The organism is Embleya sp. NBC_00888, assembly GCF_045207655.1.
In the GTDB taxonomy this organism is placed as follows: Bacteria; Actinomycetota; Actinomycetes; order Streptomycetales; family Streptomycetaceae; genus Embleya.
In genome coordinates, this window is the sequence record NZ_CP108785.1 from 1,912,279 (window position 1) to 1,928,849 (window position 16,571).

Here is a 16,571-nt window from a genome sequence, read left to right on the forward strand (position 1 = left end):
CGCTTTCATCCACCGACGGGGCGCACGCTTTGGACCAGGCATCAACCGGCGACAAGACCGCCGAGACCGAGGAAGGCACGGCGACCTCGACCACCGGTTCGGTCCCTCGAAGCGGCGAAACATCCGAGAAAGCCCGAGGGAGCGGAGAACGCGAAGCCCCCGAAGCACCCGGCGAACCCACCGAACCCACCGAACCCACCGAGTCCACCGCGTCCGAAACACCTGATGAGCCCGGAGCGCCGGAACCACTCGAAGCGCCGGTCGCCGACGCACCGCCGCGTTCCCGTGTTCGGCGGTGGACCCGTCGTATCGCGCTGACCTGCGCCGTGCTGCTGGTCGCCGTGACGATCGCGTCGTTCACGTACAACGCTTTCACCGACGATCGCGCCACGCCACCTCCGGGACTGACCTACGTTCAGGCCGCCGACGTACGCACGCGCTACCAGACCTGGGGCACATCGGGGCCACCCGTCGTGCTGGTGCACGGTGCCTTCGAATCGGTCGACACGTGGTCTCGGCTGGCGCCGATCCTCGCCCGGGATCATCGCGTCTACGCGCTCGACCTCACCGGCTACGGATACAGCCAACGGCGCGGCCCGTACACGGTCGACCACCTGACTCGCCAACTCCTGGGCTTCCTCGATGCCATGCGCCTGGGCGGCCCCGACGAACGACCCATACTGGTGGGCCATTCCAGCGGCGCGGCGATGGTCGCCGAGGCCACGCTGCGCGCACCCGAGCGAATCGGTGGAGTGATGCTCCTGGACGGCGACGCGCTCGACACCGGTGCCGGACCGCCCGCCGCACTCGAGTACGTCCTGATCGATCCGTTCCGAACCAGCCTGTTGCGGATCGGACTCGGCGTCGATGGGCTGATCCGCAGGATGTACGACGCGCAGTGCGGGCCCGAGTGTCCCAGGCTCGACGGCGCGGGTGTCGACGAATGGCGGCGGCCCTTCCAAGTGGCGGGCGCCGAGGGCGCGTTGTGGAGCATGCTGGGCGAAGGTGTCCTGGGCGTCTCGGCCCGACGGTTGGCCCAACTGCACGAACTGCACGTGCCCAAGTCGGTGGTCTTCGGCGCCGACGACGACGTCTTCGACGCGGGCACCCCGACCGAGACCGCCGCGCGGATCGGCGCGCCCACACCGACGATCATCCCCAAGTCCCGCCACCTGCCCATGATTTCCGCTCCCGAGGCGGTCGCCGCCGCAGTCCGCGCGCTCACCTCCTCGCCCGGCGCGGGTGGCAGCGGGTGAAGGCCGCGAACGGCCCGGCGAACGAATGCCGAGGCCAAAGCGGACGAATGCGCCACGCCGGTTGTCCGATCCGGGAAGCGCTTATACGTTCCTTGGATGCGCGCCCGGACGCGAACCGACGTCGGCGCGTAACCGGTGGGAAGGCAGGAGTGGCCGACATGGTTCAGGTGGACACGACGGTTCCGCATTCGGCTCGGATGTACGACTACGTCCTGGGTGGCAAGGACAACTACCTCGCCGACCGGGAGGCGGCCGAGGAAGCGCTGAAGGTATGGCCCGGGTTGTGGACGAGCATGCGGGTCAACCGGGCGGTGATGCGACGGATGGCGCACTGGCTGGCCACCGAGGGCGGCATACGCCAGTTCCTCGACATCGGTACCGGCATCCCCACGTCGCCGAATCTGCACGAGGTCGTGCAGGAGACCGCGCCCGAGGCGCGCGTGGTGTACGTGGACAACGATCCCATCGTGCTGGTGCACGCCCGGGCCCTGCTGTCCAGCTCCCCGCAAGGCCGCACGGCCTATGTCGAGGCGGACATGCGCGAGCCCGACCTCCTGTTCTCGACGCCCGAACTGTGCGAGACGCTGGACCTGAGCCGACCGGTGGGGGTGACGGTGATCGCGATGCTCCAGTTCGTCGAGGACGCCGCCGGCCTGATCGAGAAGTTGACGGCGCCCCTGGCACCGGGCAGCTACCTCGCCATCACCGCGGCGACCGCCGACCTCGCGGTCGGGTCCACCGCGCTGGCGGAGGTGTACACGCGCCGGGGCGTGCCGATGTACCTGCGCTCCCACGACGAGTTGGCGGCCCTGTTCGCGGACCGCTGCGACCTGATCGAGCCGGGTGTGGTGCCCATGCAGCACTGGCGCCCCGCGGAGGGCGAAACGCCGGTGGGCGTCGAGGAGACGAACATGTTCGCGGCCATGGGCCGCGTGCGCTGAACCACGCCGGCACTCTCGAGCCGGCCATGCCCCGTCGAGGTACGGCCACCGAACCGGCACACAGCCTCCACTCCCACCCGGCCCACATCACCCCGCCGCACGCTGCCATCGAGCCCATGAAACGCACGGACCCCGCGGAGCCCACGGACCCCGCGGAGTCCACGGACCTCATGGAGCCGAGCGGCCGCGCACGGCCGCGCACAACCCCGGGCCGGGCCCCACGCACGCCCGGCCCGGCGGCGTCCGCGCGTCCTCTCGGCTCCACACCGGCGTCCGCCACCGATGGTGAGCGGTTCGACACACGCCCTCCGGTCAACAACATCAATGGCTCCCGCGCGCCGATCATCGACATCGCGCGGTCGGGCCGGCCGTGGGCGTGATCGGTGGAATCCTTGAGGCAACGGGAAGAAGGAGTCGATCGATATGGGATTCGTGGTGTGGCCGTGTACCCACGGAAGCCGGAGTGTCCTCGAACGCGCCGAGCACGTACTGATCGGACTCAGCCCCTGGAACAGCTACTACAAGCCCCGTGTGGTCGAGGCCCTGGTCGGCTGGGCATCCGCGAACTTCGCCCGGGTGGACGTGTTCGTCCCCGGCGATGAGGCCGCGCACACCCTGGCCGCTGCCGGCGCACAACCGACGGAGGCCGTCCGCCGCGCACGCTACGCCATCGGCCGGCTACGCGCGCCGGCACGGCGCGGCCTCAAACGCGCCGGGGTGCCCGACCCGGACCTACATCTGCACAGTTGGACACAACTGTCCGAGCGGCCCCCCTACCAGCGCTGCCTCAAGCGCGTCCGCGACGCGTATCACACGGACGAAGCCATCCGGGGCGCCTGTCGCCGCACCGCCCGCGCCGCGGTCCGCCACCTCGCGGGCCGCGAGCCGACCGAGGAGCAGGTCGACCAGGCCGTCGGCTACGCGATAGCCGAGCTGCCCCTGATCCTGGACGGGCCGAACATTTTCGGCACCAAGTCCTCCCTGTTCGTCTACCACCGCGAGATGGACCTGCTGTCCCCCTTCATCTCCGGCTCGTCCAGCGCACTGCGCCCGGCACCCGGCCAGGGCTACGCCGTGGTGAGATCCCCCGAAGCCGACTCCACGCACCCCGGACCGCACGGCGCGGGAGCCGAGTAGCGAGTACGGCCCCCGTCCCGGCGATCGAAGACCTGCGCGCACGGCGGGCCGACCACTCGTGCCCGGCACGCACGGGTCTTGTTTTCCGTGCACGCCGACAATAGATTCCGGCCCCCGCGGACAATACGGCCGATCCTCGTCGAGATCGGTCCGGATTCGACTCTCGCCTCCCCCGGCGCCCGAGAAGGGACATGCTCGTAGGACGGGGGCGCGACACTGCGGCAGCCGTGCACCAGGGGGGCGACGATCGGGGCCAGGGGGGCGCCGCGCGGGCAATGCCGCGCGGGCGGGCGGGGACCGCTACGAGTACTGCTCGTGGTGGACGACCTGCGCATCGGCGGCGCGCAGCGACAAGTCGCGGGCCTGGCCGTCGCGTTGGCCGCACACGGACACGCGGTGGTGCTGGCCTGTACCGAGGACGGGCCGGCCGGCGCCGAACTCGCCGCGGCGGGCGTGCGCGTCGTGGTGCTGGGCAGGCGCCGCGTGGCCCGCCTGGTCAGCCCGATGCTGGCGCTGCGGATCGCGCGGCTGGTCCGGGCCGGCGGTTTCGACCTGGTCCACGCGCACGTACACGCCGCCACGATGGCCGCGGCGCTCGCGGGCCGCATCGCCCGCGTCCCGGTCGTGGTGACCGAGCACAGCATGGCGTCCTGGCGCGGCCCCCTCGCCCGCGCCTACAGCCGGCCCCTGTACCGCCGATGCGCGCTGGTGCTGGCCGTCTCCGAACAGATCGCGGACCGGCTGCGCACGGTGGACCGGGTTCCCGCGTCGAGGGTCCGGGTCGTGGGCACGGCGGTGTTCGGTCCCCCGACGGCGACCGATCCGTCCGGGTGCGGTTCGCCGGTGACAGTGGGCGTGGTGGGCCGGTTGGAGCGCGAGAAGGGCGTCGAGTTCTTCGTGCGTGCCGCCGCCCGGATCGCGGATCGGCATCCCGAAGTGGCCTTCACCATCGTGGGCGACGGCACCCTGCGCGGCGAACTCCACGCGCTGGCCCGAAGTTTGCGGTTGGGCGACCGGGTGCGTTTCCGGGGAATGCGCGCGGACGGCCCGGCGGCGGTGGCCGCCCTGGACGTCCTGTGCGTACCCTCGCTGACCGAGGGCGCCCCGTTGGTCGTCCTGGAGGCGATGGCCGCGGGCGTACCGGTGGTGGCCACGACGGTCGGCGCCATCCCCCACCAACTCGACCACGGCCACGCGGGTGTCCTGGTCGAACCCACCGACGTGACCGCCCTCGCCCGGGCCCTCGACGCCCTCCTGACCCACCCGCACGAACGCCGGCGCCTGGGCCGGGCCGGCCACGACCGCCTGACCCGACTCGCGAACGCCGACGCCGTGACCGCCGCGGTCCGCACCGCCTACCGCGACGCCTTTCGCCGTACCCGCGGCCGAGGTTGCCGCGACGGCTGAGCGAGCGGCCGGGCCCAGTCCCACGAATATCGGCCGCCCCCGGCCCGGGTGCGGATACGCGAGCGCGGACGGGCCGCCGCGACGAAGCCCGTGCCTACTCGACCCGAGCCGACGCGTGCTGGTCGCCGTCGTGCAGGTGGATGTCGTCCACGGCGATGTTCACCTCGACCACTTCCAGGCCGGTCAATCGTTCGACCGTCTCGATGATGTGCGCACGTACCGCCTGGCCCAGTTCGGCGATGGGCACGCCGTACTCCACGACCAGGTTCAGGTCCAGCGCGCACTGTCGTTCCCCGACCTCGACGCTCACCCCGTGCGCCACGTTCGGCCGGCCGCCCGGAACGCGTTGTCGCACCGCGTCCAACGCCCGCGCCACCGAACCGCCCAGCGCGTACACGCCCTGGATCTCCCGCGCGGCCACACCGGTGATCTTCGCGACCACGGCGTCGGCGATCGCGGTACGCCCGCGCGCCGCGTCGGCCGTCGGCACCCGCTGCACTCGTCCCGGGGCACCCGGCACGAGTGGCGCCCCGACCGTGACGTCCCGCGAAACCGCCGCCGTGTCCCTCACGTCCTTCAGCTCGGGCATCACACGCGACCCCTCTCCGGCTCGCGCCCGCCGGTCGCGGGCACTGTGTCCGCCCGTCTGCCCCGCGTTCCCACACTCAATCCTGTCGCCCGCACTCGTCCGCACTCGTCCGCACCTCACCTACTTCCAGCCGAACTCCGTTTCGAGACAGCTGACTTGCCCCAGCACCGGGAGGGAGCCGGCCCGACCCGCACCGTCGAGGAGCCGACGGGCGCGGGCCGGGCCGACCGGCCGCCGGCTGTCGTCCCGTCCTCGGTGGACATCGCGGGTAAACCTGCGGCGTAGCCGGCGAGCGATCTCCGCCGGCGGCGGTACGACACCGCTCCGTCGCCGAGCGGGCTTGCCCTGACACCGGCGTCAATCTCTACCGTCGTCATCGTGCGCCGCCGCCCGGCAGGGACGGCGCCGATCCGCCTCCTCCCACACCCGATTCGAGGTCGTACATGCCTTCCCTCCTGCACCTGGACGCGAGCATTCGCCGGACCGGCTCGGTATCCCGCGACCTGTCCGCCCACTTCGCCGCCCGGTGGCGCGATCGGCACCCGGACGGCGGCTACGTCCACCGAGACCTCGCGGCCCACCCCGTTCCGCACATCACCCACGCCGTCCGCGAAGCCCTCCTGGATCCGAGCGGCGAACACGGCGAACCGCCGCACGAGCGGGCCCTCACCGAGCTGCTGAACACCGAACTGCGCGACGCGGACACCGTCGTGATGGGCGTGCCGATGTACAACTACTCGATCCCGTCCACGGTCAAGGCCTGGTTGGACCGCGTCGTCACACCGGCCAACATGGTCACGCCCGACGGCGGCCCGGGCCCGCTGGCGGGCAAATCCGTGGTCGTCGTCACCACCCGGGGCGGGTCGTACGCGCCCGGCACGCCGCGCGAGGGCTGGGACCACCAGGAGCCGTACCTGCGGGCCGTCCTGCGCTCGATCGGCCTCGCCCGGGACCTGGAGTTCGTCCACGCCGAACTCACCCTGGCCACCACCGTCCCCGCGATGTCCGCCCTCAAGCCCCTGGCCGAACAGTCGCTGACCCGCGCGTACGAAACCCTGACGTCCCTGGCCGCGTCGTCCGCCGAGCCGCCCGCCCCGGCGCGGTCCCACATCCGCTGACCGTTCCGGCGCCGGCCGTCGTGGACGACGACCACCTCACCCGGCCCGGCCCACGCCCCGGATCGCCGTTACTCCGCCCGGCCCACAACCGGGCACCGCTCGACGTGCGGGGCGCGGGCGTAGGCCATCGAATGTAGGGACCAGCGTTTCCCTGCCGAGGAGTCCGACGTGAAGCCCGTCGCCCTGTCGCCGAAGGCCCGCGAAGATGCCCTGACCGCGTTGGGGTCCGGCCGCGAACTGGACATCCTGGTCGTCGGCGGAGGTGTCGTCGGTGCCGGATGCGCGCTGGACGCCGTCACCCGGGGACTGAGTGTCGGTCTGGTCGAGGGCCGCGACTGGGCCAGCGGCACCTCCAGCCGCTCCAGCAAACTCATCCACGGAGGCCTGCGGTATCTGGAGATGCTGGACTTCCGGCTCGTCCAGGAGGCGCTGCGCGAGCGTGGTCTGCTGGTGCAACGGCTGGCCCCGCACCTGGTGAAACCGGTGAAGTTCCTGTATCCGCTGACCCATCGCGGATGGGAGCGCCTGTACGTCGGCGCCGGCGTGCTCCTGTACGACACGATGGGCGTGACCTCGGGCAACTCCCGGGGACTGCCCCATCATCGACATCTCACCAGACACAGCGCGCTGCGCGAGGTCCCGGCCCTCAAGGCGGACGCGCTGATCGGCGCCGTGCAGTACTGGGACGCGCAGGTCGACGACGCCCGGCACACCATGACGATCACCCGTACGGCCGCCGCCTACGGCGCGCACGTGGCCAACCGGACCAGGGTCACCGGCTTCCTCCGGCAGGGCGAACGGGTCACCGGCGCGACGCTGGTCGACGTCGAGTCCGGTCGCGAGCTGGAGGTGCACGCCAAGCAGGTGATCAACGCGACGGGTGTGTGGACCGACGACACCCAGGCCATGGCCGACACCCGGGGTCAGTTCCACGTACGCGCGTCCAAGGGCGTGCACGTGCTGGTGCCGCGGGATCGGGTGAACTCGCGGTCCGGGTTGATCCTGCGCACCGAGGCCAGCGTGTTGTTCGTGATCCCGTGGGGTCGACACTGGCTGATCGGGACCACCGACACACCGTGGGACCTGGACAAGCAGCACCCCGCCGCGAGTTCGCGCGACATCGACTACCTGTTGGAGCACGTCAACCTGGTGCTGGCCACGCCGCTGTCCCGGGACGACGTGGAGGGGGTGTACGCGGGGCTGCGTCCGCTGCTGGCCGGCGACGCGGCCGAGACCAGCAAGTTGTCCCGGGAGCACCTGGTCGCCCATCCCGTGCCCGGCCTGGTGGTGATCGCGGGCGGGAAGTACACGACCTACCGGGTGATGGCCAAGGACGCCGTGGACGAGGCGGTTCGCACGCTGGACGGCGCGTATCCGGGCCCGTCGGTCACTCACGACGTGCCGCTGTTGGGCGCGGACGGCTACCAGGCGCTGCGCAATCGCCGACACAGCCTGGCCAAGGCATCGGGGCTGCATGTGGCGCGCATCGCACATCTGCTGTCCCGGTACGGCTCGATGATCGGCGAGGTGCTCGAACTCATCGAGCACGATCCCGAGTTGGCCAAGCCGTTGCCCGGGGCGGACGACTATCTGCGGGCCGAGGTGGTGTACGCGGTCACCCACGAGGGCGCGCGCCATCTGGACGACGTGCTCACCCGGCGCACCCGCGCCTCGATCGAGTCCTGGGATCGCGGTGTGGAGGCGGCGGAGATCGCCGCGCGCCTGATGGCCGGGCCGCTGGGGTGGGACGAGCAGCAGATCCTCGACGAGATCGCGCACTACGGCAAACGGGTCGAGGCCGAACGCGACGCACAGCGGCAACCGGACGACCTGACCGCCGACGCGGCCCGGCTCGGTGCCCCCGACATCGTCCCGGCGCCGTGAGCGCGGGCGAGGCGCGGGACACCGGAGCCCGGCGGGTGGACCCGGTGTCGCCGCCGAGCGGGCGGTGGGCGCTCCGGGGCGAGCTGATCGCCGAGTTCGTCGGCACGATGGTGCTGATCCTGTTCGGCACGGGCGTGGTGGCCCAGGTCGTGGCCGCGGACCTGGGTGATCACGACAGCATCGCCTGGGCCTGGGGGCTGGGGGTGACCTTCGGGGTGTACATCGCCGCCCGCACCTCGGGCGCGCATCTGAACCCGGCGGTGACGGTGGCGTTGGCCGCCTTCCGCGGCTTCCCGTGGCACAAGGTGGCGCCGTACGCGGTCGCCCAGACCGCCGGGGCGTTCGTCGCGGCGCTGCTGGTGCGCTGGAACTACACCGAGGTGCTGGCCCAGGCCGACCCCGGGCACACGATCAAGACGCAGACCGTCTTCTCGACGTTGCCGGGCAACGGCACATTCCCGGTCAGCGAGTGGGGCGCCCTGCGCGACCAGATCATCGGCACCGCGATCCTGCTGCTGGTGATCATGGCACTCACGGACGTGCTCAACACCGCGCCCAAGGCCAATCTGGGCGCCTTGTTGACCGGCCTGTTGGTGGTCGCGATCGGGATGGCGTTCGGTACCGACGCCGGCTACGCGATCAATCCGGCCCGCGACTTCGGTCCTCGGCTGGCCAGCTTCCTGACCGGGTACGGCGGAGCCTGGCGCGATCAGTACGGCAATCTCTACTTCTGGGTGCCGATCGTGGGACCGTTCATCGGTGGCCTGATCGGGGCGGCCCTGTATCAACGGCTGATCGCGCCGTTCCTGCCCGCAGCGGAGCAACTGCCGGGCAGAGTGGTCGAAGCCGACTGACCGGCGTACGGAACGGGCAGATCCGACGTCGCGCGGCCACGGCAGGGTCGGGCGTCGCCACAGTGGAGGGTTGGAGATGGCGGATTTCGTCGCGGCAATCGATCAGGGCACCAGCAGCACCCGTTTCATGGTTTTCGACCATGCCGGCAACGTGGTCGGGCGCCAGCAGTTGGAGCATCGGCAGATCATGCCGCGCGCGGGGTGGGTGGAGCACAGCCCGGTGGAGATCTGGGAGCGCACCCGTTCGGTGATCTCCAGTGGGCTGAACCAGTACAACCTCACCCCCGCCGACTTCGCCGCGCTGGGCATCACCAATCAGCGCGAGACCACGGTGGTGTGGAATCGGCGCACCGGCCGGCCGTACCACAACGCCATCGTGTGGCAGGACACCCGGACCGACCGGATCGCCCACGCGTTGGAGCAGGACGGCCGGGGCGAGGTGATCCGGGCGAAGGCGGGCCTGCCGCCGTCGACCTACTTCGCGGCGGGCAAGGTGCAGTGGATCCTGGAGAACGTCGACGACGTGCGCCGGGACGCCGAGCGGGGCGACGCGATCTTCGGCACCATCGACACCTGGTTGTTGTGGAACCTGACCGGCGGGGTCCGCGGCGGGGTGCACGTCACCGATGTCACCAACGCCTCGCGCACGATGCTGATGGATCTGCGCACGCTGGACTGGGACGAGGAGTTGTTGTCCTTCTTCGACATCCCGCGGAGCATGTTGCCGACCATTCGCCCGTCGGGCTACCCGGACGGCTACGGCGAGTCGCCCGACACGAGTCCGCTCGTGGGCATCCCGTTGACCGGCACGCTGGGCGACCAGCACGCGGCCACGGTGGGTCAGGTGTGCTTCGCCGAGGGCGAGGCGAAGAACACCTACGGCACCGGCAACTTCATGCTCCTCAACACCGGCAACCGGATCGTGCGCTCCGAGCACGGCCTGCTGACCACGGTCGCCTACCACTTCGCGGGGCAGGATCCGGTGTACGCGCTGGAGGGCTCGATCGCGGTGACCGGGTCGGCGGTGCAGTGGTTGCGCGACCAGTTGCACATCATCAAGAAGGCCGCGGACAGCGAGACGTTGGCCCGCCAGGTCCAGGACACGGCCGGGGTGTACTTCGTGCCGGCCTTCTCCGGTCTGTTCGCGCCGTACTGGCGCAGCGACGCGCGCGGCGCGATCGTCGGCCTGGCCCGCTATCACGACGTGGGCCACATCGCCCGGGCCACGTTGGAGGCGATCTGCTATCAGAGTCGCGACGTGGTCGACGCGATGGCCAAGGACTCGGGTGTGGCGCTGAGCGTGCTGAAGGTGGACGGCGGGGTCACCGAGAACAGCCTGTGTATGCAGATCCAGGCCGACGTGCTGGGGGTGCCGGTGATCCGGCCGACCGTCCCGGAGACCACCGCGCTGGGCGCGGCGTACGCCGCCGGTCTCTCGGTCGGTTTCTGGCGCGACACCGACGAGTTGCGGGCCAACTGGAACCAGGACGCCCGTTGGGAACCGGAGTGGGACCGCGAGCGCCGGGAGAGCGGTTACGCGGACTGGAAGCGGGCGGTGCAGCGCACCTTGGACTGGGTGCCGAACGGGTGAGGCCGGCCGTCGGGTGGATCGCGGGGTCGCCCGGGCGGGCGGCTCCGCGATCCACCCGATCGGGTCTCACGCCACGCGTGCCGCGGCGCCCTCCTCCCGGACCGGCCCGATGCCCAGGTTCTCGCGCAGGGTGCCGCCGGTGTACTCGGCGCGCAGCGAGCCGCGTTCCTGGAGCAACGGCACCACCTTGTCGACGAACTCGTCGAGGCCGGTGGGGGTCAGGTGCGAGCCCAGGATGAATCCGTCCGAGCCGTCCTGCTGCACGAACGTGTCGATCCGCTCGGCCACCTGTTCCGGGGTGCCGACGAACTCGGTGCGGCCGAACACATGGATGGCCAGGTCGCGCAGCGAGTACGAGTTGGCCTCGGCCAGCGCGCGCCACTCGGCCACCCTGCGATGCGCGTCCTCGGCGATCCGGGCGCGGCCGCGGATCACCGCCGGTCCGTCGGGGTCGGGTTCCACGTCGGGCAGGGGACCGTCCGGGTCGTAGCCGGACAGGTCGCGGTTCCAGACCGTCTCGAGCAGGATCTGCGCGGTACGTCCGCCGATCTGGCGCCGGGTGATGTCGCGGTGCCGCTCGACGGCGTCGGCCTCGCTCTCGCCGAGCACGAAGGACGCGGACGGCAGCAGCTTGACCGAACCGGCGGGCCGGCCCAGGCGGGTGGCCCGGGCCTGTATGTCGCGGTAGAACTCCTGGGCCTCGTCCAGCCGGTGGTACGGGGAGAAGATCGCGTCCGCTCCGCCGGCGGCGAAGTCGCGACCCTGCGGTGAGACGCCGGCCTGCAGGATCACCGGCCGGCCCTGCGGGCCGCGCGGTGTGCCGAACCGGCCGGAGATGTCGAACTGCTCGCCGGTGAACGAGAATTCGCCGGCCTTGGGATCGCGCAGGAAGACACCCGCCGCCTGGTCGGCGGCCACCGCGTCCGCCGCCCAGGAGTCCCACAGTTCGCGGGCGGCGGCCAGGAACTCGGCTGCCCGGGTGTAGCGGTCCTCGCGGTCCAGGAAGCCGCCGCGGCGGAAGTTCGCGCCGGTGAAGGCGTCGAAGGAGGTGACCACGTTCCAGCCCGCCCGGCCCCCGGAGAGGTGGTCGAGTGTGCTCAACTGGCGGGCCAGTTCGTAGGGTTCGTTGAAGGTGGCGTTGACCGTGCCGATCAGGCCCAGGTGTTCGGTGACGGCGGCGAGTGCGGTGAGCACGGGCAGGGTGTCGGGGCGTCCGACCACGTCCTGGTCGAAGATCAGGCCCAGGCGTTCGCGCAGGGCCAGGCCCTCGGCGAGGAAGAAGAAGTCGAATCGGCCGCGTTCGGCGGTCTGCGCGACGTGTTTGAAGGAGGAGAAGTCGATCTGGCTGCCGGCTTCGGGGTCGGACCACACGGTGTGGTGGTTCACGCCTCCCACGTAGGCGCCGAGGATGATCTGCTTGCGCGACGTGCTCATCGGGATGGGTCCCTTCGGACGATTGCCGGGACGGCGGTGGGGCTGGTGGACTCGGCGCGGGTCACGCCGCGGCCGTGGGCGTCGCGTAGCGGCTCGCCGGGCGCGGCAGGCCGAGTCGGGTGCGCAGCGAACCGGCCGCGTACTCGGTGCGGAAGACGCCGCGGCGTTGCAGCTCGGGCACCAACTCGCGGGTGATCGCGTGCAGATCGTGCGGCAGCGCGGCCGGGCGCAGGCGGTATCCGGTCAGGCCGGCGCGCTGCCAGTCCTGGAGGAGGTCGGCGAGTTCGGCCGCGCTGCCGGTGAACACGTGTGCGTCACTGGTGTACTCGGCGCCGTCGAGGTCGTCCAGCCGGGCCTTGCGCTCACGGGCCGCAGTCGCCGTGTCGTCGAGGAAGACGACCAGGTCGCCGAAGACGTGCACGGTCTCCGACTCGCGTGCGGCGGCGCGTTGTTCGGTGCGGATCTCGGTGACGATGGCGAGCGCGTCGTCGTGGTCGCGCGGCGTCACGTACACGACGTCGGCCGAGCGGGCGCCGAGCCGGTACGGCACGGTGGAGTGGGCGAGCACGGTGACCGGGGGTTGGCCCTGGGGCGGGCGCGGCACGGTCGAGGGCCCGCGGACCCGGAACCCGGACCCGACGAAGTCGATGTAGTGCACCCGGTCGCGGTCGATGAATCGATCGGTGGCGGCGTCGCGGATCTCCGCGTCGTCCTCCCAACTGTCCCACAGTCGGCGTACCACCTCGACGAAGTCCTCGGCCTCGGCGAAGCCCTCCGCGACGGCCGCCTGCACCTCGGGTCGGTGGTAGTCCTCGACGGAGAACGGCGCGTGCTCGCGTCGGCCGAAGTGTGTGTTCTCGGCCGGGCGGGACACCTGGGCACGCCACCCGGCGCGGCCGAGGCCGACGTAGTCGAGCGTGGCGATCGCCTTGGAGACGTGGAACGGCTCGGTGTGCGTCACGGTCGCCGTCGGGATCAGTCCGATGTGCTCGGTCACCGGCGCGACGCGGGAGGCGATCAGGACCGCGTCCAGCCGGCCGCGGACCTGGTCGGTGCGGGTGTCGAAGCCGTCGAAGCGGGTGGACTGGGGTGCCAGCGCGTCCTCGATGGTGACGAAGTCGAGCAGGCCCGCTTCGGCCTCGGCGACCAGGTCGGTCCAGTAGCGGGCGGTGAACAACTCCCTCGGGCGGGCGTCGGGTTCGCGCCAGGCGGCGGGATGCCAACCGGCTCCGTCCAGCGCGAGGGCCAGATGCAGGGGGGTGGGGACGGGGGTGTTCGGGGTGGTCATCGGTGGGTCTCGCTTTCGGGTGGGTGACGACGGTGGTCGGCAACAGTGAGTGGCGGCGGCGAGTGGCGACGGTGGGGACGGTGGGGACGACCGAGGGTGACGACGGTGCGTCGCGGACGGGTGGCACGACACGGCGCGGCCGATCGCCCGGCGGCCTGCGCCGTGCGATGGTCGGCCGGGGCGGGGGTCTCGTGGGTACCCGGCGGCGGGTGGGCGCCCGCTCCCGAGCATTCGGCGGGTGCCGAACGCTCGGGATTTCAGGGCGGGTTCGTCCGGGAGCAGGCGCCCATGGCGGAGCCGGCTCGACGGCGGACGGGCACGGTGACGCGACCTCGGGCGGGCGGTGCCGCGGCTTCGCGGCGCGTACGGCCCGGGGTGGCGAGTGCTAGTGGATCAGTGACACAGGGAGCCGGCGGAGCGGCGCAGATCGATGAACAGGCGCCGGGTCAGTCGGGTCCGGGGCGATGTCGCGCGCCGCCCGCGAGTGCCGATCGTGCTCTCCCGACGGCCGGCCGGGGTCGGGACGGCGGGCATGGTGGCGGCGCGGTGCTCCACCGCGATCACGCACCTGCTCATGACATCGTCCCCTTGCCCCCGGGCCCGTCGAGGCGGGCCCCGCGATTGCCCCGCGAGTGACGCGCGGCCGTGTCCTCACCCGGGGCACCCCGTCGCGAAGGAGGGTTGCCGGCCGACCAGCCGGGGCTCGATGTCGGCACTCGTGACACGTACTGCGGCGACGACCGGTATCGGTCGACATCGCGACGCTAACGCAGCTCGCCGGGTCTTGTCCATCGACCCGGGCGGTGGCAACGACGCGGCCGGGCATGCCCCTTGCCGCTCCCGGATCGGCGCCCCGAAGGGGCGGATCCGGCGCGGTCGCGGGCGACGCGGGTCGCGGTGTCACACCGTGGAAGCCCTTTGACGGGGCGCGATCGAGCTCGTAGCCTGCCGATCATGCAGGCCAGGATCCGGTTGGCGACCCGCAGGCACATCGACCTGCTGCGGGTGAGCAGTGCCGCGTGTCGCTTCGGCCTGCCCGGCTCCTCCTGAGCCGTTTCGACCGGTGCCGTACAGGGCGGGTCCCGAGGGGATCGGTAGGTCGGTCCCTCGGCGTGTCCGCGGTGGCCTTTTCCCGGCAGGGCAAGGGTGTTCGGTGTCGCGTCGCCCGATCGGGCGCGCGTGGGCGCCGGCCGGTCCGGCCCTTCCTCCCCTGGTGACGCGAGAGCGGAGTGGATCGACGATGTCCCGAGCCCGGTCGACGGTCGGCACGCCATGAACGATGTGCGCGTGCTGGACAACGTGGCCTATTCGTCCCTGACCGGCCCGCACGCCGGGCTGGCCGAACGCAGGGGACGGGTCGTGCGCTATCGCGCCGACGTGGCGCCGTTCATGGCCCTGCCCGACGATCCCGGTCCGGCGGACTGGGCGGATCTGGCCGCGCTCGCCGGCCCGGGTGCGGTCGTACCGCTGGCCGACGGCGAGGAATTGCGGCCACCCGAGCCGTGGGAGGTGGTGATGCGGATGCGCGGCGTGCAGTTGGTGGGTGACGCGGTCTTCGGCATACCCGACGACTCGCTCGTCCGGCTCACCGACGCCGACGTGCCCGAGATGCTCGATCTGGTCGCCCGTACCCGACCGGGCCCGTTCCTGCCGCGCACCATCGAACTGGGCAGGTATCTGGGCGTCCGACACGACGGCGCGCTGGTCGCGATGGCCGGGGAACGGTTGCGCCCGCCCGGCTGGACCGAGATCAGCGCGGTGTGCACCGATCCGGCTCGGCGCGGACGGGGTCTGGCCACCCGGCTGGTGCTCGCACTGGTCGCGCACATCACCGCACGGGGCGACACACCGTTCCTGCACGCCGCGGCCGAGAACGTGAACGCAATCCGCCTGTACGAGTCCCTCGGCTTCCGGCTGCGCCGCACCCCGGCCTTCGTCGCCGTGCGCGTCCCGGCCGACGAGCCGGCCGAGGGTGTGGCGGTGGGCTAGGCCCTGTCCGGCGGATCCCGGTGCGTCCGCGCCGTCCGGCACCGCGCCTCGCCGCCTCGGAGAAGCAGCCGAATGCAACCACTGTGCGGCTGCTTCTGGGGCACGCCGACGCACGGCATTTGCCCTTCGGGCTCCTCGCTGCGCTCACGACGCGGCCCGATCCACCAGGATCCGCCGGACAGGGCCCAGCGGCGAAGTCGTTCGGGGTCGTACCCGAGCCGGCGGGCCGCCCGCGATCGGGTGCGGCCCGCCGGTGTGCGTACCGCTGATGTGCGCGACGCCGGGTGCTGAGGCCGGGTGTGCGCCCGGGGCCGCCCGGTCAGCCCGGCGGGGTCTCCGGGGCGTCGGCGTCCCGGTCGGCCCGGTCGGCCGCCTGTTCCGCCTCGGCGAGGATGGCCGCCGGGTCCGTCGGTGCGCCGGAGGGAGCGACGCGGGTGCCGGCCGGGACCGGTCCGCCGCCGCTGTCCTCCGATCCACCGCACGCGTTCAGCGCGGTGCCCAGCGCGAGGACCGCGATCAGGGCGGCGCCGGCCCGACGATGTGCGCCGGTCACTTGCCGGCGGCGGGCTGCCGCGCGTCGCACCAGGTCTTCACGTTCGCCAGATCGGTCTTGCGCTGCCGCAGTTCGGGCAGCAGGCGCTGACGGGTGGTCAACCTGTCGTTCAGGTAGGTCTTCACCGCCGGGCGGTCGAGCCGGTCCGCGGTGGCGATCCGCTCTTGCAGGTGGGCGATCGACCCCTTGACCGCGGCGGCGCCGTTCAGCCGCTCGATCGCCTTGTCCAGTCGGGTGTCGATCGCGGGGAGTCGCTTGCAGATGGCGGGCTTGTGCTTGTCGGCGCCGGGCATGGGGCCGGCCTGCGCGGCGGGGGCGGCGGCCAGACCGGCGATCGTGGTCAGCGCCGCGAGGGCGCCGAGCGTCGCGAGACGGCGGGGTGCGCGGGTGCGCGCGGTGGTACGGCGAGACATGGTGCTTCTCCCGAGTTCACGGTTCCCCACCCCGGTGCGAGGTGGCGTGCCGCGACGGTATGACCCTGTTCTGTGGGGTTCTTGTGGGCTGCCTGTGGGCTTCATGTGAGGCCGGTA

General features: G+C 71.9%; 16 protein-coding genes and 1 riboswitch. Of the genes, 10 read left to right on the plus strand and 6 right to left on the minus strand.

Features of this window, described 5'->3' with window-relative positions:
- Window positions 1–326 precede the first annotated feature (326 nt).
- The 4 genes from OG948_RS42620 (at window position 327) to OG948_RS42635 (ending at window position 4,741) form a co-directional block, all read left to right on the plus strand.
- On the plus strand, window positions 327–1,256 hold the full coding sequence (locus tag OG948_RS42620) for an alpha/beta hydrolase (protein WP_331770350.1): 930 nt from the start codon (window positions 327–329) through the stop codon (window positions 1,254–1,256).
- 158 nt (window positions 1,257–1,414) lie between these two features.
- Window positions 1,415–2,197 (plus strand): SAM-dependent methyltransferase, encoded by a 783-nt coding sequence (locus tag OG948_RS42625; protein WP_331770351.1) that lies wholly within the window; start codon window positions 1,415–1,417, stop codon window positions 2,195–2,197.
- A 423-nt stretch (window positions 2,198–2,620) separates the two neighbouring features.
- Window positions 2,621–3,334 carry a tRNA-dependent cyclodipeptide synthase gene (locus OG948_RS42630; protein WP_331770352.1) on the plus strand — a complete coding sequence of 238 codons (714 nt, stop codon included), beginning with the start codon at window positions 2,621–2,623 and terminating at the stop codon, window positions 3,332–3,334.
- A 318-nt stretch (window positions 3,335–3,652) separates the two neighbouring features.
- Window positions 3,653–4,741, plus strand: a complete 1,089-nt coding sequence (locus OG948_RS42635) for a glycosyltransferase family 4 protein (RefSeq protein WP_406300589.1) — start codon at window positions 3,653–3,655, stop codon at window positions 4,739–4,741.
- A gap of 94 nt (window positions 4,742–4,835) precedes the next feature.
- On the opposite strand, the gene OG948_RS42640 is transcribed toward OG948_RS42635, so the two are convergent.
- A complete protein-coding gene (locus OG948_RS42640) occupies window positions 4,836–5,330 on the minus strand; it encodes an Asp23/Gls24 family envelope stress response protein (protein WP_406300590.1) in 495 nt (164 codons plus the stop codon).
- Window positions 5,331–5,773: 443 nt separating this feature from the next.
- Between OG948_RS42640 and OG948_RS42645 the strand changes: the two genes are divergently transcribed.
- The 4 genes from OG948_RS42645 to glpK all read left to right on the plus strand — a co-directional run bounded on the left by OG948_RS42645 (window position 5,774) and on the right by glpK (window position 10,777).
- Window positions 5,774–6,448 carry an NAD(P)H-dependent oxidoreductase gene (locus tag OG948_RS42645; protein ID WP_331770355.1) on the plus strand — a complete coding sequence of 225 codons (675 nt, stop codon included), beginning with the start codon at window positions 5,774–5,776 and terminating at the stop codon, window positions 6,446–6,448.
- Window positions 6,449–6,631: 183 nt separating this feature from the next.
- Complete coding sequence (locus OG948_RS42650) at window positions 6,632–8,332, plus strand: glycerol-3-phosphate dehydrogenase/oxidase (RefSeq protein ID WP_331773490.1); 1,701 nt, start codon at window positions 6,632–6,634, stop codon at window positions 8,330–8,332.
- Between the two features lie 44 nt (window positions 8,333–8,376).
- Window positions 8,377–9,186, plus strand: coding sequence for an MIP/aquaporin family protein (locus tag OG948_RS42655; RefSeq protein WP_331773491.1), 810 nt, complete (start codon window positions 8,377–8,379; stop codon window positions 9,184–9,186).
- Window positions 9,187–9,262: 76 nt separating this feature from the next.
- Window positions 9,263–10,777, plus strand: a complete 1,515-nt coding sequence (glpK, locus tag OG948_RS42660; protein WP_331770356.1) for a glycerol kinase GlpK — start codon at window positions 9,263–9,265, stop codon at window positions 10,775–10,777.
- Window positions 10,778–10,843: 66 nt separating this feature from the next.
- On the opposite strand, the gene OG948_RS42665 is transcribed toward glpK, so the two are convergent.
- The 3 genes from OG948_RS42665 to OG948_RS42675 all read right to left on the minus strand — a co-directional run bounded on the left by OG948_RS42665 (window position 10,844) and on the right by OG948_RS42675 (window position 14,075).
- Complete coding sequence (locus OG948_RS42665; RefSeq protein ID WP_331770357.1) at window positions 10,844–12,211, minus strand: NtaA/DmoA family FMN-dependent monooxygenase; 1,368 nt, start codon at window positions 12,209–12,211, stop codon at window positions 10,844–10,846.
- A 61-nt stretch (window positions 12,212–12,272) separates the two neighbouring features.
- Window positions 12,273–13,499 (minus strand): LLM class flavin-dependent oxidoreductase, encoded by a 1,227-nt coding sequence (locus OG948_RS42670; protein ID WP_331770358.1) that lies wholly within the window; start codon window positions 13,497–13,499, stop codon window positions 12,273–12,275.
- Window positions 13,500–13,892: 393 nt separating this feature from the next.
- The gene (locus OG948_RS42675; RefSeq protein ID WP_331770359.1) at window positions 13,893–14,075 is read right to left on the minus strand and encodes a hypothetical protein; all 183 of its coding nucleotides are present in this window, start codon (window positions 14,073–14,075) and stop codon (window positions 13,893–13,895) included.
- A 36-nt stretch (window positions 14,076–14,111) separates the two neighbouring features.
- A riboswitch (SAM riboswitch) is annotated at window positions 14,112–14,223 on the minus strand.
- Between the two features lie 230 nt (window positions 14,224–14,453).
- Here OG948_RS42675 and OG948_RS42680 point away from each other — a divergent pair.
- Together OG948_RS42680 and OG948_RS42685 are read left to right on the plus strand one after the other, a co-directional pair.
- Window positions 14,454–14,549 (plus strand): putative leader peptide, encoded by a 96-nt coding sequence (locus tag OG948_RS42680; protein ID WP_331770360.1) that lies wholly within the window; start codon window positions 14,454–14,456, stop codon window positions 14,547–14,549.
- Window positions 14,550–14,771: 222 nt separating this feature from the next.
- Window positions 14,772–15,488 carry a GNAT family N-acetyltransferase gene (locus OG948_RS42685; RefSeq protein ID WP_331770361.1) on the plus strand — a complete coding sequence of 239 codons (717 nt, stop codon included), beginning with the start codon at window positions 14,772–14,774 and terminating at the stop codon, window positions 15,486–15,488.
- A gap of 319 nt (window positions 15,489–15,807) precedes the next feature.
- Here the strand turns inward: OG948_RS42685 and OG948_RS42690 are convergent, their stop codons facing one another.
- Both OG948_RS42690 and OG948_RS42695 read right to left on the minus strand, forming a co-directional pair.
- Window positions 15,808–16,041: a hypothetical protein gene (locus tag OG948_RS42690; RefSeq protein WP_331770362.1), complete on the minus strand. Its 234-nt coding sequence runs from the start codon at window positions 16,039–16,041 to the stop codon at window positions 15,808–15,810.
- The gene (locus OG948_RS42695; RefSeq protein WP_331770363.1) at window positions 16,038–16,454 is read right to left on the minus strand and encodes a hypothetical protein; all 417 of its coding nucleotides are present in this window, start codon (window positions 16,452–16,454) and stop codon (window positions 16,038–16,040) included. Before OG948_RS42695 ends, OG948_RS42690 begins: the two co-directional genes overlap by 4 nt.
- Window positions 16,455–16,571: the final 117 nt, after the last annotated feature.